Consider the following 18,272-nt stretch of genomic DNA (forward strand, 5'->3'; position numbering starts at 1 on the left):
GGGTCATTCTTGCCTGCGCAACACTTGATCCAGCAGCTGATCAATTGAACTCCAATCAGAAATGCTCAGCCGCACGGGAAGTGTGAGCACCTTTGAACGAAACGCGGCTGGCAATCGCACGGCGTCTTTCTCAGTGGTAACCAGTTGGGCACCCAATCGATGCGCGTCTGCTTCGAGGCGCGTCATGAGGGCCGGCGTCAGCGGCTGATGATCATCCAAGCCCTCGCCGTGTAAAACTGTTGCGCCAAGACCGCGCAGGGTCGCAAAGAATTTTTCTGGATGCCCGATGCCTGCAAACGCCAAATACGGCGTATCTGACCAATCCATCCCCATTTCCAGAGGTTCCAGCGCGCCCTGAACGTGCGGGATATGCACCTGAGCGCCCCAGTGTCTTAAAAACTGATCTTGGGCGTGGTTCGGACCAATAGACAAAACAAGATCGGCCCGTTCAAGGCCAACATTGACAGGTTCACGCAACGGCCCTGCTGGAATACAGCGCCCATTCCCAAAGCCTTTTTGGGCATCAACGACGACAATGGATGCGTCTTTGTGGAGAGAGGGGTTTTGAAACCCGTCATCCATAAGAATGACATCAGCGCCGGAATCTTGAGCGGCTTTGGCGCCTGCGGCTCGATCTTTGGCAACCCACGCTGGACCAAATGCCGCGAGGAGCAAGGGCTCGTCGCCGACTTGATCGGGCTTATGGTCTTTCTCATGAACGCGTAAGGGCCCGTCCAGTGAGCCACCATATCCACGCGAAACGACATGTGGGGTCAAACCACGAGCCTGAAGGCGTTGGATGAGAGCAATGGTCGTAGGCGTTTTCCCCGTGCCGCCTGCATTCAGATTGCCGATGCAAATAACGGGCACGTTGGCCTTGAATGCATCGGCTTGTCCTTTGGACAGGCGGGTCTTGGTGGCGTTTGCGTAGATCGCGCCCAGAGGTGCAAGCAAACGCGCGCGCCAATTAGGGGAATCTGCAGGCGTATCCCAGAACTTTGGAGGCTGCATTATTGGCTCTCCTTTTCGTCCAACAGAGTTTGAGCCAACGAAATGATTTGATCGGACACCTCAGCGCCTTCGGACACGGTTTCCCAGCCAGCGTGCGCCATTGCGGCGACTTGGTCCGGAGCGGTCAACTGACTCAGGGCGCTACTCAGACTATCTGAGTCCTTAACAATTCTGGCAGCGCCCGCCTTGGCCAGCCGCGAATAGCTGTCTAGGTGGCGGCGTACGCCCGGGCCGTATAGAATGGCAGAGCCCAGAGCCGCTGGTTCAAAAGGCCCACGGCCACCATGGCCGGGCACAAGTGAACTTCCCATGAAGGTTACCGGTGAGACACGATACATCAACCCAAGTTCCCGCCGGTTCTCGGCCAGAAGAATTTGCATGTTTGCATCCGGAAACTGTCCATCATCCCAACTGCCGACGCGCCACCCACCTGCCTCGCAGGTTTCTTTGAACGCGGGCGCGTCCTCTGGAGTGTCGGGGACTAGCACCAATAGCATTCGGTGTGACAGGCGTACGATGGAGCGGTGGGCATTCAATATTGCAGGTAGCTCTTGCGGCTGTAGCATCGCAGCCAACCATACCGGACGCCCGCCGAGCGAACCGCTGAGATCCTGAAGATCGTGCTCGTTGCAGGTTAGGGCGGGACTATCCTCAAGCAACGGACCACTTGGTTGCACCTTGTGGCCATCGACCAATAGCCGCCGCAGGCGCACCTTGGCCTCATCTGAATGTGCTAAAATGGATGTGAAATTTGCGAGCGTGGCTTTGATCGGTTCCGGGATAAGTCGGGCGCGACGGTTTTCAACCGAATGATCGTTTGCATCCAAAAGCACCAAGGGAGTTGCGCGCCGCGCCGCCGCATCAATCAGGGCAGGGCGTAGCAATCCACCTAACCACAGACCAATATCCGGGGACCAATAGTCCAGAAACTTGCGAATATCCGACGGGTTTTCTGACGGGCATTGTGCCCAGATTATCCCGTCCGGCAATGATGCAGGCACGGGCGCGTCGGGGGAAGTTGTGAGTAATATCGTAATGCCTTGCCGTTGGCTGGTCAGCCTCAAACCGAGCTGGGCCAACGTGCCGGATCGTTCGATATCTGCGCAATGCAGCCAAATCAATTCGCCGCTGGGCCGTTCTTGAGTAAACGCACCCAAAGTTGCGCTCTCGCGGCGTGCAAGGGCCAGATATGCCGAAAGCCCAAGAGATCGCGCCATGGTCAGGGGTTAACCCAACTCTTCCGTGAATGAGACAGCCGACTCTTCGTCGCGCAATCTATGAATGTGAGCAATGAAGTACCGCATATGGGCATTGTCCACGGTGCGCTGTGCTTCTGCTTTCCATGCGTTATGGGCTGAGGCGTAGTCGGGGAACATGCCGACCACATGGATGTCGTCAACATTCTTGAAAACGTTCTTGCTGGGGTCGACCAGTTCTCCGCCAAAGACAAGGTGCAAGCGTTGCATGATGGGTCATCCTCTTATGTGATTGTGCGCAAACTAGGCCTTTGCTTCTCTGTCCACAAGGGTGCGTTCCCTTGGCGGCTTGACGCACGCGCGGTGTTGAGGCACTTCGCATATAGCCTTAAAAAATGCCGGAAGTTCGATGAAACCATTTTTGATTTTGCAGTTGCGCCCAGAAACAGAAGCTTCGGATGATGAATTTCAGGCGATCTTGCAGAAAAGCGGCCTTGCATCGGATGATGTCGTGCGCATTCGTTTGGACCATCAGGATCTACCAGAGGATTTTGACCTGCAGTCGTATTCCGGTGTGATTGTCGGTGGAGGACCGGGGTGTGTCAGCGATCCTCTGGACAAAAAGACGCCGGTCGAAAAGAAGATCGAGGACGCCATACTTGGCTTAATGCCGCAGATCACAGAGCAGGATTTCCCTTTTCTTGGGTGCTGCTATGGCATCGGCATTCTGGGGCACCATTTAGGCCGAGTGGTTTCCAAAGAAAACTACTCTGAGGATGTGAGTGCTGCAGATTGTAGTCTGACGGATGCTGGTCGCGCTGATCCAGTTTTGTCCGGGCTGCCCGATCGTTTCGAAGCATTTGTTGGGCATAAAGAAGCTGTTCAGCGTCTGCCTGATGGGTGCATCCATCTGGTTTCTTCGCCGACGTGCCCGTTTCAAATGATCAGATATGGCCAGAATGTCTATGCCACACAATTTCATCCAGAAGCGGACAGCGATGGGTTTGAGGTTCGCATCGGGATTTACAAACATCGGGGATACTTTCGCCCAGAAGATGCACAGTCTCTGATTGAGATGTGTCAGGCAGCAGACGTGCATGCTCCTGAAAGAATCCTGCGCAATTTCGTGACACACTATGCATCTCGATCCTGAGCAGGCGCTCAGCGCGCGTAACTAAGTCACGGGCTTGAGCGCCTCTAGGATATCAGTCTGTACCGCGGGAGTTCCGGCCACAATGCCATCCAGACGCGGATCGGGGTTGTTGAACTGCAATGGGTTTCCGAACCTGTCGGAACTGGTGGCGCCTGCTTCTCGCAAAATCAGATCACCAGCCGCGATGTCCCATTCCCAGGTCGGTCGCAGTGTCAGCATTGCATCGTAGGACCCATCGGCCACCAAGGCCATCCGGTACGCGAGCGAGGGGCGGTATCCTCTGGCAAATACGGGTACGGCATCGCGCCAATGCCGCGACTCCGTCATGGGTTTTGCAGCCAACACCTGCGCGCCTTCAAGCCGTGTTTGGGACGAGCATGTAATGACCTGCCCATTCAGAAAAGCCCCTTGGCCCTCAGAGGCGTAATACAGCTTGTTGCGCAGCGGCAGATACACCACGGCTGCGACGACGCTGCCTTTATGCGCAATGGCCAAAGAATGCGCCCAAGTTTGTGAGCCCTCAATAAAGCTTCGGGTGCCGTCTATCGGGTCGACTATGAAAACATAATCACAGTTTTGACGCTCTGAGTTATCCAGAGATTCCTCGCTTAGCCAGCCATAGTCAGGGCGCGCGCTGCGTAACCTCTGTTCGAGTGCGTCGTTCACGGCCAGATCAGCCTCGGTCACGGGGCCAGCTCCGTCGGGTTTGTCCCAGACCTGTGCTGTCGGGCCCGAATACATGCAGGCGATCTTGCCAGCTTCTTGAGCCGCATTGACCAAAAGAGACAGATCATGCGCCGGCAAGGGTCAGTCCTTCGATCAGGATAGATGGCACGACACGCGACAGATGGGTGCGCGCATCGTTCGCAGGTATCATACCGCGCATCATGTCGCGCAGATTTCCCGCGATCGTACATTCATTGACGGCGTGCGTAATCTCGCCGTTTTCAACCCACATCCCTGCGGCACCACGGGAATAATCCCCCGTGGTCGGGTTGATCGTGGACCCGATCAGCGACGTTACCAACAACCCTGTACCCATATCCTGAATCAATTCTTCGCGAGATTTCTGGCCTTGGCTGAGCGAAATGTTCCACGAAGACGGCGAGGGCGGCGAAGACACACCGCGCGCGGCGTTTCCGGTTGGGGCCATCCCCAATTTACGGGCATTCACAAGGTCCAATGTCCATCCGGTCAGGACCCCGTTTTCGATGATTGATCGGCGTTTGGTCGGAAGACCCTCGGCATCAAACGGACGTGAGCCGCTGACGCGGGCGCGGTGCGGGTCTTCGATGACGGACAGATGTTCGGGTAAAATCGTGTCGCCCAAACAGTCACGCAACCACGACGCACCTCTGGTGATGCTGGCCCCATTTGTGGCTGCTAAAAGATGTCCAATAAGAGACGACGAGATGCGTTCGTCAAACAGAACCGGATAGGATCCTGTCGGAGGTTGGATGGCGCCAAGCCGTGACACTGCACGTGTGCCGGCTGTTTTTCCGATGTCCTCGGGGCGTCGCAGGTCGTTTTGAAACGTGCGTCCGTCCCCATCGTAATCACGCTCCATGTTGTCGCCAGTGCCTGCAATTGCAACACAGGATGTGGCGCGGCTGGTGCGGCCATAGCCGCCAGAAAATCCGTTGGATGCTGCCAGATGCACTTGCGAGGCGCTGTATCCTGCAGTTGCCGATTGGACTTGGCTGACACCTTTTACGGCCAGCCCTGCGGCCTCAGCTTCGGCCGCGTCGTTTTGCAGTTGTGCCGGGGTTGGCTCTGGCGATGGGTCCGCCATTTCATAACCTGAAATATCCCATGTCCGGATCAATTGTTCCGGATCCGCCAGGCCGATATAGGGATCCTCTGGGGCCTCAAGGGCCATGGCGACTGCGCGTTCGGCCATGGTGGCCAATGTTGCAGCACTTGCGTCGGACACCGAGACATTGGCTTGGCGTTTGCCAATCATAACGCGCAGGCCCAGATCAATGCCCTCGGATCGTTCTGCTTGTTCCAATCGGCCGCCGCGCACATCAATAGACAAGGATGTACCTTGAACGGCCATGGCATCAGCGGTCTCTGCGCCTGCCTTTTTTGCGGCGTCCAACATGGCTTGTGTCAGCTTTTCAAGATCTGCGCTCATACTGCCCTCGATTTGGTTTCTCCTGAGGTAAACTGCGGCTTCGTTTCACGCAAGGGCAGGAATATGAAAAGGGCCGCCGCACGCCAGTGCAACGGCCCCAAATCAATTGTGAAGCGGGTTACTGGATACGCTGCCCGTTGGCCAATACGTGGCCGTCAGCATTGATTTCCAAACGCGAATTCAGATCATCCGGGCCATCGCCTGGCACAGCAAACATGCTCATCATCATGCGGCCAGTCATGGCTTGCTCTTCTGGCAAGAGACCCATTTCGACCAAGGTATCAATGACTTTGTTGGCACCTTTCAGGTTCAGATCAATGGCACCTTCAGGGCGCGGCATGCCATCAAATGTTGCCATGTCGGTATTGTCAAAGGTGAAACCGCCCATGCCGCTGAGTTTGGCGCCGATAAGTTCGACCAGCAAACTGTTCAACGTCAGGCTGTTCAATTCACCCGGTGCTTCCATTTCTTCCATGGCTTGCTCGTCCACGAGATCGGCAAACAATGTGACCTTGCCTGCGAGGTCAAATGAAACGGTTGCAGGTTCGTGAGACAGCATCCCGCCCGGATCAGCCATACCCCAAAGCATTTCAGGGATAGAAAGAGCACCGAGCGTCATGCTCAGACGGAAATCTTGCTGTCCGTCTTGTTTGAGCATTGGCATCGCAAAGCCATAGCTCAACTCTTCCATGGTAAAGTTCAGGGGGAGAGGGATTTCTGCGCCAGTGGCGTTCAACGTGATGGCTTGGTTTGTACCGTCATAGCTCATTTGATCACCGCTCATGGTCATCTGAACAGTCCCTGATCCCGACGAGATATCAGCATTGAATGGGCCATCGTCGCCAGTGACGTTCATCGTCATCTGTGACCCGCTATGGCGAATATCTGCATCCACCGCGAACCCAGAGTTAAACAAGGCCACTGGATCATCCGAATTCTCGATCAACGGGATAGCGCTGCTTGCGACCATTTCAACGCCCTGCAGTGACCCCGTCATGTCGACGTCCCCGCCGTCTGGGTCTTTTGCAAACAGCGTAAAGTTCAAACCTTCGGCACTTAGCTTCTGAGCAACTTTTGTGAGATCATCCATTGCCATGGTCGACCGGCCCTGCATGTTGGTCAGTTTCAAGGCCATTTTCACGTCGTCAGATGGGGCACCATCGGTCATCAATTGGACCAGCTCGGCCCCAATTTCTGCGGCGCTATAGGTATAGGTCATCTCCGACGGATCACCAGAGACCACCAAGGTCATACCTGTATAGTCGATCTCGATTACGGCTTCATTGCCGTCTTTGGGCAGAACTGTGATGGGCATCTTTTGCTCAAAGATCACCAAAACTGTCCCGTCGCCCTGATCACGGAATTGAACCTGCCCCATGTCCATGGTCACAGACCCATCGCCTTCGGGGATCGCCATGGAAAGAATCAGATCACTTACGGTGAGAGTGTTGCCAGATGTGTTCTCAGAGGCACTAATATCAAGTCCTGTGCTGCCCATATACGTCCGCCAGCTGTCCCAAACCTCGCGATTGGTGACATCGGCCAGTGCTGATGTGGTAAAAAGTGCGGCCAATGTTGTGGCCCCGGCAAATGCTTTCCAGGTTTTCATAAGAACCCTTCCTTTCTAAAAATTGGGAACAGCTTCGGACTCTGAGGCCCGAGGGTCAAGGGGCAAGCGCTGGACCTGCTTAGAAAGGCGGTCTAGGTCTGGGGGCAATATGTTCGCTTTAGGAGTGTTTGATGTCTGAAATGCAAGGAAAGACGGTTTTCATTACGGGTGCGAGCCGCGGCATCGGCGAAAGCGCTGCACGGATATTTGTGCAGGCGGGTGCAAATGTCGCACTGGTGGCGCGCAGTCGCGACCGGATTGAGGCCATAGCAGACGAGCTTGGCCCGCAAGCCGTTGCTCTGACATGCGATGTTGCTGATTTCTCTCAGGTCGAAGCCGCCGTTAAGGCAACTGTCGAAACTTTCGGCGGGTTGGATGTGCTGATTAACAATGCGGGCATGATCGAGCCAATTTCGCATCTTGCCGACTCTGATCCGGCGGGGTGGGGGCAGGTGATCGATATCAATCTCAAGGGCGTGTATCATGGTATGCGTGCTGCCCTGCCGGTGATGCAGTCCGCAGGTGGTGGCTCTATCCTGACAATAAGTTCCGGTGCTGCACATGGCCCAGTCGAAGCATGGAGCCATTATTGCGCGTCAAAGGCGGCGGTGAATATGCTGACGCGGTGTGTCGACAAAGAAGAACGCACCAACGGAGTTCGCGCGATCGGGTTGTCACCAGGGACAGTGGCCACCGAAATGCAGCACGAAATCAAAGCGTCTGGCGTCAATCCGGTCAGCAAACTTGATTGGTCAGATCATATTCCGCCTGAATGGCCAGCACGTTGCTTGCTCTGGATGTGCAGCGCCGAGGCAGATATATGGCTGGGCGATGAAATCTCTCTGAGAGATGAAGACATTCGTAGAAAAGTGGGCCTGATATGATCGAGTTACAAAAAGAAGACACCGGATTGTGGATCGTCACGATCAACCGACCGGAAAAGGCAAACTCTCTGACCCATGCGATGCTGAGCGAGCTGGCGGATATTGCCGAAGCGGCCCAAGACGCCCGCGGGCTTGTGTTCACGGGTGTTGGCAAGGTTTTTTCGGCAGGCGCAGATCTGGATGAAGCGCGCGCGGGTTTGGCCACGTCGGACGTCTGGGAACGGCTGTCGGGAAATATTGCCGCATTACCAGGGCTGACAATTGCGGCCTTGAACGGGACCTTGGCTGGTGGGGCCATGGGCATGGCGTTGGCTTGTGATCTGCGATTATCAGTCGCTAACGCCAAGTTTTTCTATCCGGTTATGAAACTTGGGTTTCTTCCACAACCGTCGGATCCCAAGCGGATGGCCGCGCTGATTGGGCCGAGCCGCGCAAAGTTGATCTTGATGGGTGGGCAGAAAGTTCCGGCTCAAGAAGCGCTTGGCTTTGGCCTTGTGGATCGGATTGTTGCCGCAGAAGATTTGTTGCCCGTGGCGCGAGACATTGCAGCGGATACACTTGCGGCATCTCCGGAAATTGCGCGTGGCATAAAAGACATGTGCGCATGATCGGGATGCGATTGCGTTCAGCAGTTTTGGCAATGTAAGGCCAAGTGTGCGGTATTGTGAGGGACAAGGGTAAATGGATCAGACTGAAATTTTGCTAACAGCGGAAACGTATGCGCTGCAGGGTTGGGATTTTGCCAAGGGCTGGCTTCTAAGCCCAGCCGCGTGGACGCAATTTGGCCTTTTGGTCGTGGCGTATGTGGTTGCGGTTTACATCACGCGCAAGCTCCTCCCTTTGTTGAGCAAATACCTCGCACCACCTGCGGACCAAGACAACGTTCTGGCCAAGATACGGCGCTTTATCCTAATGTTCACACCGTTGCTTTTACCGCTGATGGCCTATGCGTTTACGGGGTTGGGCGAAGGCGTCACACGGTCGATTTTTGGATCAGGAGAAGTGATCGCCTTTGGCAAGCGGGTCTTTATGTTCTTGGCTGCACGCATCTTGGTGCGCGAAGTTTTGCAAGACCCTATGCTCAAGGTGCTTGGGCGGTATCTCTTGTTGCCGATTGCGGCGCTTTATGCGGTCGGGTTGCTTGACGAGGTCATGGCCCAACTTGATCAAACGGTTCTTCCGCTTGGGAACCTGTCTTTTTCATTGTTGTTCCTACTGCGATTTATCGTCGTGGGCGGGGCGATCTTCTGGCTGGGCAGATGGTCGAACGAACAATCCTCGAGCTTTATCAAGAACCAGCAAGAGATGCGCCCGGCGATGCGCGAACTGGCGGCCAAGGCGACAGAAATCGCAATTTTTGGCCTCGCGTTTCTGTTGGTGATGAACATTATGGGCATTTCGCTGACGTCCTTGGCGGTGTTGACTGGTGTGATCGGCGTTGGGCTTGGGTTTGGGCTTCAAAAAATTGCATCAAACTTTATTTCGGGCGTCATCCTGTTGCTCGAAGGTCAAGCGACAGTGGGTGATTATGTCGAGCTGGATGGCGGCGAAGCAGGCACCATCGTCAAAATGACTGCGCGGGCAACCATTCTCGAGACATATGACGGCCGCTGGATTGTAGTGCCGAACGAGGATTTCATCACAACCCGTGTGGTAAATTATTCTGACAGCGGATCGGCCAACAGATACGAGGCTCCGTTCTCGGTCAGTTATGACACAGACATCAATACGGTTCCTGCGATCGTTGAAGCCGCCGTTGCGAAGAACCCCGATGTTCTGAGTGACCCGTTCCCGCCAGATTGCGAGTTGCGTGGATTCGGAGAAAGTGGCATTGATTTTTCCGTCGAGTTTTGGGTGAATGGCATCGACGATGGGCGGCATAAATACACATCAGATGTCTTGTTCCGGATCTGGAATGCGCTCAAAGACAATGACATTGAAATTCCATATCCGCGTCGTGTGATCGAGATGAAGGGCCCGTTTCCTTCCAAGCCGGAATGACACTGGGTCTCGTGATCGGTGGTGGACCCGCAGGCCTGATGGCCGCGGATCAAATGTCGGCTGCTGGAATGCATGTTATCGTCACCGAAGCAAAACCCACCGTGGCACGCAAGTTTCTGATGGCTGGAAAATCTGGCCTGAATCTGACCAAGTCAGAACCCTTTGACACCTTTCTTGCGGCTTACGGCGGTGCGGCGCCTTTCCTGCGGCCTATGCTAAATGCGTTTGGCCCCAATCAGGTGTCAGACTGGGCACAGCAATTGGGGCAGGAAGTCTTTACGGGCTCTTCTGGACGCGTATTTCCGACCGCGATGAAGGCCTCGCCATTATTGCGCGCATGGTTGGCGCGCCTGTCTGACCAAAACGTCGAGATCAGGACGCGGTGGCGTTGCCTCGGGTTTGAAAACGGCTTTCGCTTTCAAACACCTTTGGGCGAAGAGACAATTACCCCTGACGTGACTGTGTTGGCGTGTGGCGGTGCGAGCTGGGCGCGGCTTGGTTCTGATGGTGCGTGGGCGACGTGGGTTGGCGCAGAGGTCGCGCCGTTCCAACCCGCGAATATGGGATTTATGGTGCCTTGGTCGTCGCATATGACCAAATATTTCGGAACACCTGTGAAATCGATTGCCCTGTGCGTTGGGGCCCAACGAGTTCGCGGTGAATTTGTGCTTTCGCAAGAGGGGCTCGAAGGAGGCGGGGTCTATGCCGTGTCGCGGGGGATGCGCGAAGGCCACCCCTTGGCCTTGGATTTATTGCCAGATCTGACCCTAGAGCAGGTCCGCGAGCGCCTGTCGCGACCGCGTGGCAAGGCGAGTTTGGCAAATCATTTGCGCAAAACACTTAAGCTCTCGCCGGTGAAAATTGCATTGCTGCAAGAATGTGCAAGGCCGCTTCCGCAAGATTTGGGGGCATGCCTCAAGGCATTGCCCATCCGTCACGACGGGCCACGCCCATTGGATCAGGCAATTTCCACGGCAGGCGGATTGCGCCTTGATGCGCTGGATGAAAGTCTAATGATCCGCAATCAACCGGGGGTGTATGCGGCGGGTGAGATGTTGGATTGGGAGGCGCCAACGGGTGGGTATTTGCTTACGGCCTGCCTTGCGACAGGGCGCTGGGCAGGGCAAGCCGCGGCAAAATCAGTGGCCCAAGGGGGCGCTTGATCACATATCACGCACCCTTTGGAACGCAGGGCGTGCGCGCATGTTTTTGCAATATTGCGCGAATTCTTTGTTTTCGGTTGGGAATTTGGCGCTATAGGCCCAGTTCCCGCAATGGGTCAAAATGATATCGGCAATTGTAAATGTCTCGCCAATCAAGAACGGGCCCTGCACGCGTTGCATCAAACGATCGATGTTGCGGGCATATTCCCACTTCAACGACTCTTTGACGCTTGGCACGCGTAACTCTTCTGGCAATGCAAACGAATGCCGTGCCGCGGTCCATAAGACGGCATCAATTTCATCTAGGATGCAATGGGTTACTGCGTCTTGCCGGGCGCGATCCAAGGTTCCGGCCGGAAAGGTCAACTTGCCGTGTTTGTCAGCGAGATAAGTCAGGATCGCCGTTGAATCCGGTATTGCGGTATCACCATCCTTGAGGATCGGAATCTTACCTGACGGGTTCAGCGATGTGACGCGTTCGGAATGGGGTTTTTCTGGTGAATATTGATATGCTTCACCCAACTCTTCGAGCGCCCATAGAATGCGGAACGCGCGGCTGGTTTTGCTTCCAATTACTTCATACATTTTGGTTCTCCGGTATCTGCTTTGCAACGTTGCAGGTCAGATCGCCAATCGCAAGAACCTATCGGCGTGATAGCATCGAGAGCCGCAGCATCATGCGCTCTACCAAGGCCATAGCAGGTGCGTGTTGCGACGCTGATCGCAACTGAAGGTCGGTGTCGGTCAGTAGGGTCAGAGCCTGTTCGAGCTTGTAACACCCCCAGCCCTGAGCTTGGCGTAACATGCGATCCCTCCGTGGTCCGAAAATGGGTGGACGCATACGGGCAATGCCTGCCGCTGCGCCTCCGGGATCTGACGCGGCTGTGTACAATGCGCGAAAATGGCGGGTCGCTCCGATGCAAAGATACACTGGCGTGACACCTTGTGCCTGTAGCTTGCGCATCACAGGACCAATTTCGGCGGCGCGCCCTTCGGCAACAATGTTCAAGACATCATCAAGTTCGGCTTCGGTCGACGTCGGGGCGCAGTTTACAATATCGTCAGACGACACAGGCCCCTGATCGCTGAGTTTGTAGAGCGCGAGTTTTTCGATCGTTTGTCGAAAATCTCCGGGGTCCAGTTCTTTGGACAAATTGGTCAGATCGGTCATGGCGTCCCGATCGACTTCGCGCAGTCCGGCGCGCGTGAGATCGGCTTCTATTTCTTCGCGTGAGGGAGGATCGCTATAGATGCCGACCGCATAGGCATTCCGGTGCGCCTCGAACGCTTTGCGGATTTTCGATGTCGCCTTGAGGGAACCCGCAGTCACCACAAGCTGGGCATCCCCGGGGGCCCAGTCTTCTAGGGCCGCCAATATCGCGGGTGCAGCTGTGTCTGTGGCGTCTTCGGCAAAGGCCACACGCGGTCCGGGGAAGAAGCTTGCCGCCTTGAGTGCATCGCCGAGGCGCGCGGGGTCTTTGCGTAATTCACCTGCTGGAATGCGCGTCAGCCGCATTTCCTCTTCGCCCTTGGGGCCGACAAGCGCCGCAATCAGTTCTTGGCGTTTCAGCGCAATCCGCATTGCGTCCGGCCCATAGATCAGAACGCCAGTGCGATCCGGATCGGGTTTCGAGAAATATTGGGCGGCGTCCCGCGCCGAGAGCTTCATTGTGCGAGATTTGGTGAGAAGATCACCAGTTTTGACAAAATTTGATCGGCGAGGATCACCATCAAACGTTCATAGGCGTCAGTTTCAGCGGCAAGTGTTGCAACGGTTGACCCAGTCGTTGAATACCCTGTGAAGCTATCGACTTTGCCGCTGGTGAGGACTTCTTTGGTGTCTAAGTCGCGCAGCGCGTAATCCGCCGTGGCCAGAACATCATAGCGGCTTGTGACGCCGCTGATTGATTTCGCAATGCTGCGTTGCTCTGAGGTGACCGACACAGACAAGCCATACTTTCCGGAACTCACCCGCCCCAGCCGGCCTTCCAGTTCACGTACCAGCAAGTAGGTGTTGTTACCTGTCGGTTCGTCGATCACGACTTGGTTCATCAATACCGACGCTGTCCCGCTTGGGCCATAAGCAGGCGTAAAACCGCACCCCGCGAGGGCTGCGGTCATCAAGAGAACAGAGCGGCGATTAAACAACGACATTTACAATCCGACCGGGGACAACAATCAGTTTTTTGGGCTGGGCCCCATCCAGCGTCCGAATCACAGCATCATGCGCCAGAACAAGTTTTTCAACTTCTTCTTTGGCCATATCCTTGGGCACGGTGATTTCCCCACGACGTTTGCCGTTGATCTGGATCGGCAGCGTGACATCCGCTTCGACCAACATGGCCTCGTCGGCCACGGGCCAAGGCGCGTTTGTCACAAGGCCTTCGCCGCCCTGATACGCCCAGATATCTTCGGCAAGGTGCGGTGTCATCGGCGACATCAACTGAGCAAGCGTTTTGATGGCTTGTTTCTGAGCCGCGGCACCGGCCTTGGATTTTGCCAAAATATTGGTGAACCCGTACAGTTTGGCGATGGCGGCGTTAAAGCCAAAGGATTCGATCCCCAGCGTGACGTCGCGAATAGCCTTGTGTGTTTCGCGCAGCAGGTCGTCGTCGCCTTGTCCTTTTGCGTCTGGGTTCATGGCCGCAATCTTGTCGCACAGCATCCACACGCGGTTGAGGTGCTTGAAAGACGCCTCGGCACCCGAGGCGGTCCACTCTACGTCCCGTTCGGGAGGGGAGTCAGACAGCACGAACCAACGCGCGGTGTCTGCGCCATAGCTGTCGATAATCGCCAGCGGGTCCACAACGTTGTTTTTCGACTTGGACATCTTTGCGGATGGAATCACCGTGATCTTTTCGCCAGTTTCCTTGGCAAAGGTGCCGCCGTCGCGCTCTTCTACTTCATTCGGATAATGATAGATGGCACGCCCGTTTTCGTCAGTGCGTTCCGCGTTCTTGTAAATCGCGTGGGTGACCATGCCTTGGGTGAACAAGGCGTTGAACGGTTCGTTGGATTTTTCGGGCAAGTGGCCGGTGATGTTCATAGCGCGGGCAAAGAATCGCGAATACAGCAGGTGCAAAATCGCGTGCTCAATGCCGCCAATATACTGGTCTACGTTCATCCAGTATTCTGCATCGGCCATATTTGTGGGCGTCTCTGCACGGGGGGCTGTGAAGCGTGCGAAATACCATGATGAATCTACAAATGTGTCCATCGTATCGGTTTCACGCTGGCCGGGGCCGCCACAGGATGGGCAAGCACAGTCGCGCCATGTCGGATGACGGTCCAGAGGATTGCCAGGAATGGTGAAATCAATCGGCTTGCCGCCTTCGTCATAGGGCAATTCGATCGGCAAGTTTTCTTTCTTTTCGGGAACAACGCCACATTTTTCACAATGCACAACGGGAATTGGACACCCCCAATAGCGTTGACGCGACAGGCCCCAGTCGCGCAGGCGGTATTTGGTGACGCCTTGTCCCCAACCGGCCTTTTCGGCAAAGTCGACTGTGATGTTGATCGCGTCTTCGCCCGTGGCTTCGTCCAGGTCGGCAAAATGGTTGATCCATTTCACCTTCTCGGACTTTGCGGGCACAAAGGCATCGGTTTCAACGGGCTTTGGGTTGTCCAGAGACTGAAACGTTTCGATCACTGGCAGGTCATACTTGCGGCAGAAATCCAAATCGCGTTGGTCGTGCGCAGGACAGGCAAAGATCGCACCTGTGCCGTAATCCATCAGGATAAAATTGGCGATCCAAACGGGCAGTTCCCAATCGGGGTTCAGCGGGTGTTTGACGCTAATACCCGTGTCATACCCCAGTTTGGGCGCGGTCTCGATGGCCTCTTCGGTCGTGCCACCTTTGCGGCATTCGGTCAGGAATTCAGCCAGCTCGGGGTTGTTCTGTTCCAGCTCTTTAGAAATCGGGTGGTCGGGGGAAATGCCCACAAAAGAGGCCCCCATCAACGTATCAGGGCGGGTTGTGTAGACGGTGATCGGCTCTTGGCCGTCCACACGTTCGAAACCGAACTGAAGTCCGCGCGACTTGCCGATCCAGTTTTCCTGCATCAGGCGCACCTTGGCAGGCCAGTTTTCCAGATCGTCCAAGGACGACAGCAGGTCTTCGGACATGTCCGAAATCTTAAAGAACCACTGGGTCAGTTCGCGGCGTTCCACCAGCGCCCCAGACCGCCAGCCACGACCGCCTTCGACCTGTTCGTTGGCCAGAACGGTCATGTCGACCGGATCCCAGTTTACGATGGCGTTTTTGCGATAGACCAAATCTTTGTCCAGCATATCCAAGAACAGCGCCTGTTGCTGACCGTAATATTCCACGTCACAGGTGGCAAACATCCGCGACCAGTCCAGCGACAGGCCCAGCGGCTTCATCTGTTCGACCATCGTGTCGATGTTGCTATATGTCCAATCCTTGGGGTGGCCGCCAATGGCCATCGCGGCGTTTTCCGCAGGCATTCCAAAGGCATCAAACCCCATCGGGTGCAGCACGTTGTGACCTGTCGACATTTTATAGCGCGCGATCACGTCGCCCATCGTATAGTTGCGCACGTGCCCCATATGCAGCTTGCCCGAAGGGTAGGGAAACATTTCCAAGACATAGTATTTCGGGCGTGTTTCATCGCGCTCGGCTTTGAACGTGTTGGCCTTGTCCCAGGCTTCTTGCCATTTGGATTCGATCTCGGCGGCGGAGTAGCGCGTCATGGAACAGCACCTTTCTAAACGTTTGGACTGTGCAGCATTTTGCAGGCGGTGATAAGCGCCATAGGGCCTTTGGTCTAGGGGCGAGACGTGGCAAAATGCAAAAATGCGACGCTAGGCAGCGTGAAGAATTGCGATATACAAGATCAAAAGCAGAAAACGCGCAGGCAGACGACATGAATATTCTATTCATCCATCAAAACTTTCCCGGCCAATACAAGCATCTGGCGCCTGCGTTGGCTGCACAAGGGCACACATGTGCTGCGCTCACGCTGCGCGTCAAAAAACCGGCGGTTTGGCGGGGGGTCAAACTGATCCCATACACAATCAAGGGAAAGTCAGCGCAGGGGCTGCATGCGTGGCTGGTCGATTTTGAGACAAAGATGTTGCGTGCCGAGTCATGTTACCGGGCTGCGATGCACCTCAAGGATCAGGGATTTACGCCAGATATCATTGTGGCGCACCCCGGCTGGGGGGAATCAATGTTTTTGCGCGATGTCTGGCCAACGGCGCGAATCGGACTGTATTACGAGCTGTTCTATCAAGCTTCGGAAAGCGAACTGAGCTTTGATCCCGAGTTTCCTCGCAAAGCGCCAGAGCTGGATCGTTTGCGGCTGCGGATGAAGAACATCAACAATATGCTGCATCTGCAAGTCGGTGATTTGGGGATCAGTCCAACAAAGTTTCAGGCAAGTACCTTTCCCGAGGAATTTCAGAAACGCATCAGCATCATTCATGATGGCATCGATACGGGTATCGTGACGCCAAATGCGGGTGCTCAGTTCAAGGTGAATCCGAATTTATCGCTGTCGCGCCGCGACGAGGTAATTACATTTGTAAACCGAAATTTGGAGCCGTATCGCGGATACCACGTGTTCATGCGTGCCCTGCCTCAGCTTTTGCAAGAGCGCCCCAAAGCACAGGTTGTTTTGGTCGGTGGGGATGAAGTGAGCTATGGAGCAAAACCACCTGCGGGCCAATCGTGGAAGCAAATTTATATCAACGAGGTGCGCGGGCGGATTTCAGATGCAGACTGGGCACGCGTGCATTTTGCGGGACGCATTCCATATGACCGTTTCTTGTCTCTGCTACAGATTAGCAAGGCGCATGTGTATTTGACGTATCCGTTTGTCCTAAGTTGGTCCCTGATCGAGGCCATGAGTGCAGGGGTACCCATCATCGCCAGTGATACGGCCCCTCTAAAAGAAGCGATTTCGCATGGCCAAACGGGTCGCCTGTTTCCATTTTTTGATGCAGATGCATTGGTTTCAGAGGTCTGTAAGGTTCTTGAAAACCCTGAGATGGCCAAGACTTTGGGGTTGGCTGGGCGAAATTTCGCTAAGGAAACGTATGATTTGCAAAATGTCTGTTTGCCCAAGCAACTAGACTGGATCGCGAAGCTTGCCGACATGGAGCCGGGTCAGGTTACGTTCTAGCGCCGTTATAAGGCGGTATTAGAGCTTGCCGTCAGCAATGCGCAATTGGCGCGCACGTGTCAGAATCGCATCCTCGACGGCCTGGACCGTACCGGCGGCAACGGGTGAGCCGCCTTTTGTTTGCATCGCAACATGAAGCGAACGGGCGTCTAGCGAAGGATCACGTACATAGACGGTGGCACGATAAGAACGACCACCCCCGGGTGGTACGCCATACCCTGTAACGATCACGCCCGAGAATGGGTCAACTGTTTGAACCGGAAGAAAATCAAGCACTTCTAAGGATGCAGCCCAGATATATTTGTTCACACGTACCGTGATATCCGAGTTGTCGTCTTTGAAGATATCCCAGATTGTCGAGCCTGTTTTTGAGCCGTTGATCTGCATGCTTTCGACGGGGTTCCCGACGTCCGTGCGTTCAAGATACCCTTGGGCATCCCCGGAAACCGACGCCTTCTTGCGGGTACATCCGGACAAAGCCATAGCCACGGTCAAAACCGCAATGATTCCAAAAACGCTTTTGTGCTTCATATCTCTGCCCAGCTTCCAGCTTTGCTACTGTCCTAGCCAACAGGGCAGCGTTGAGCAAGGGGTAGTGTTGATCCCTTTACGCGTAGATGCCGCATTTGCTGGTACAGATCACCGCCCGAAGTTTCGCGAATATCTCGCAGGTATGCCATAAGCCCGACATTTAGCTGTTGCGGGAAAGCCTCAATACGACGCCTGCTTTAGCCCAAAGCTGTCTTAATGCTTGAAGTAGAGGGGGTGGATCGTTGAGTGTAGGCGAAGAATAGATCGGGCTGCTTGTTAAGGTGCTATCGCAGATTACCAAGCTATCGAGTTTACGATCATGATAACGATTTCGACATACGAGAACAAAACAATGAAAAATATCCTTTTTGCTACGACTGCTCTTGTTGCAACCGCTGGTGTTGCTGCTGCAGACGTAACCTTCGGCGGCTACGGCC

At 55.0% G+C, this 18,272-nt stretch carries 17 protein-coding genes; 6 read left to right on the forward strand and 11 right to left on the reverse strand.

Translation table 11 applies throughout. The annotated features are described in order from the left end of the window. Positions 1–3 precede the first annotated feature (3 nt). The 3 genes from lpxK to FAP39_RS15475 are packed head-to-tail and all read right to left on the reverse strand — an operon-like array spanning position 4 to position 2,480. Complete coding sequence (lpxK, locus tag FAP39_RS15465; protein ID WP_138017293.1) at positions 4–1,011, reverse strand: tetraacyldisaccharide 4'-kinase; 1,008 nt, start codon at positions 1,009–1,011, stop codon at positions 4–6. Further along, positions 1,011–2,228, reverse strand: coding sequence for a 3-deoxy-D-manno-octulosonic acid transferase (locus FAP39_RS15470; protein WP_138017294.1), 1,218 nt, complete (start codon positions 2,226–2,228; stop codon positions 1,011–1,013). Before FAP39_RS15470 ends, lpxK begins: the two co-directional genes overlap by 1 nt. Before the next feature lie 9 nt (positions 2,229–2,237). After that, complete coding sequence (locus tag FAP39_RS15475; RefSeq protein WP_138017295.1) at positions 2,238–2,480, reverse strand: DUF4170 domain-containing protein; 243 nt, start codon at positions 2,478–2,480, stop codon at positions 2,238–2,240. 136 nt (positions 2,481–2,616) lie between these two features. Between FAP39_RS15475 and FAP39_RS15480 the strand changes: the two genes are divergently transcribed. Beyond that, positions 2,617–3,360 (forward strand): glutamine amidotransferase, encoded by a 744-nt coding sequence (locus tag FAP39_RS15480; RefSeq protein WP_138017296.1) that lies wholly within the window; start codon positions 2,617–2,619, stop codon positions 3,358–3,360. Between the two features lie 21 nt (positions 3,361–3,381). On the opposite strand, the gene FAP39_RS15485 is transcribed toward FAP39_RS15480, so the two are convergent. The 3 genes from FAP39_RS15485 to FAP39_RS15495 form a co-directional block, all read right to left on the reverse strand. After that, positions 3,382–4,164, reverse strand: a complete 783-nt coding sequence (locus FAP39_RS15485) for a 3'(2'),5'-bisphosphate nucleotidase CysQ (RefSeq protein ID WP_138017297.1) — start codon at positions 4,162–4,164, stop codon at positions 3,382–3,384. After that, a complete protein-coding gene (locus tag FAP39_RS15490) occupies positions 4,151–5,497 on the reverse strand; it encodes a TldD/PmbA family protein (protein WP_138017298.1) in 1,347 nt (448 codons plus the stop codon). The genes FAP39_RS15485 and FAP39_RS15490 overlap by 14 nt, the downstream gene beginning before the upstream one ends. Positions 5,498–5,615: 118 nt before the next feature. After that, positions 5,616–7,106, reverse strand: coding sequence for a DUF2125 domain-containing protein (locus tag FAP39_RS15495; protein WP_138017299.1), 1,491 nt, complete (start codon positions 7,104–7,106; stop codon positions 5,616–5,618). Between the two features lie 131 nt (positions 7,107–7,237). Between FAP39_RS15495 and FAP39_RS15500 the strand changes: the two genes are divergently transcribed. From FAP39_RS15500 to FAP39_RS15515, 4 genes are all read left to right on the forward strand, one after another. After that, positions 7,238–7,990 (forward strand): SDR family oxidoreductase, encoded by a 753-nt coding sequence (locus tag FAP39_RS15500; RefSeq protein WP_138017300.1) that lies wholly within the window; start codon positions 7,238–7,240, stop codon positions 7,988–7,990. Next, positions 7,987–8,598 (forward strand): enoyl-CoA hydratase/isomerase family protein, encoded by a 612-nt coding sequence (locus FAP39_RS15505; RefSeq protein WP_138017301.1) that lies wholly within the window; start codon positions 7,987–7,989, stop codon positions 8,596–8,598. Before FAP39_RS15500 ends, FAP39_RS15505 begins: the two co-directional genes overlap by 4 nt. A 73-nt stretch (positions 8,599–8,671) precedes the next feature. Continuing rightward, positions 8,672–9,991, forward strand: a complete 1,320-nt coding sequence (locus FAP39_RS15510; RefSeq protein ID WP_138017302.1) for a mechanosensitive ion channel family protein — start codon at positions 8,672–8,674, stop codon at positions 9,989–9,991. Next, positions 9,988–11,154, forward strand: a complete 1,167-nt coding sequence (locus FAP39_RS15515) for a TIGR03862 family flavoprotein (protein WP_138017303.1) — start codon at positions 9,988–9,990, stop codon at positions 11,152–11,154. The genes FAP39_RS15510 and FAP39_RS15515 overlap by 4 nt, the downstream gene beginning before the upstream one ends. Here FAP39_RS15515 and FAP39_RS15520 read toward each other — a convergent pair whose 3' ends face one another. Genes FAP39_RS15520 through leuS form a run of 4 tightly spaced genes read right to left on the reverse strand, consistent with a single transcriptional unit; the run spans position 11,155 to position 15,871 of the window. Next, positions 11,155–11,739 carry a glutathione S-transferase family protein gene (locus FAP39_RS15520; RefSeq protein ID WP_138017304.1) on the reverse strand — a complete coding sequence of 195 codons (585 nt, stop codon included), beginning with the start codon at positions 11,737–11,739 and terminating at the stop codon, positions 11,155–11,157. It lies immediately after the preceding gene. Between the two features lie 58 nt (positions 11,740–11,797). Further along, positions 11,798–12,823, reverse strand: coding sequence for a DNA polymerase III subunit delta (holA, locus tag FAP39_RS15525; protein ID WP_138017305.1), 1,026 nt, complete (start codon positions 12,821–12,823; stop codon positions 11,798–11,800). Continuing rightward, positions 12,820–13,308: an LPS assembly lipoprotein LptE gene (gene lptE, locus FAP39_RS15530; protein ID WP_138017306.1), complete on the reverse strand. Its 489-nt coding sequence runs from the start codon at positions 13,306–13,308 to the stop codon at positions 12,820–12,822. The genes holA and lptE overlap by 4 nt, the downstream gene beginning before the upstream one ends. After that, a complete protein-coding gene (gene leuS / locus FAP39_RS15535; protein WP_138017307.1) occupies positions 13,295–15,871 on the reverse strand; it encodes a leucine--tRNA ligase in 2,577 nt (858 codons plus the stop codon). The genes lptE and leuS overlap by 14 nt, the downstream gene beginning before the upstream one ends. A 173-nt stretch (positions 15,872–16,044) precedes the next feature. Here leuS and FAP39_RS15540 point away from each other — a divergent pair, with 173 nt between their 5' ends. Continuing rightward, positions 16,045–17,304: a glycosyltransferase family 4 protein gene (locus tag FAP39_RS15540; RefSeq protein ID WP_138017308.1), complete on the forward strand. Its 1,260-nt coding sequence runs from the start codon at positions 16,045–16,047 to the stop codon at positions 17,302–17,304. 18 nt (positions 17,305–17,322) lie between these two features. On the opposite strand, the gene FAP39_RS15545 is transcribed toward FAP39_RS15540, so the two are convergent. Continuing rightward, positions 17,323–17,835: a DUF3576 domain-containing protein gene (locus FAP39_RS15545; RefSeq protein ID WP_138017309.1), complete on the reverse strand. Its 513-nt coding sequence runs from the start codon at positions 17,833–17,835 to the stop codon at positions 17,323–17,325. Between the last annotated feature and the right edge of the window lie 437 nt (positions 17,836–18,272).

Origin of the sequence: Shimia litoralis, assembly GCF_005518135.1 — a bacterium.
GTDB lineage: Bacteria > Pseudomonadota > Alphaproteobacteria > Rhodobacterales > Rhodobacteraceae > Shimia_E > Shimia_E litoralis.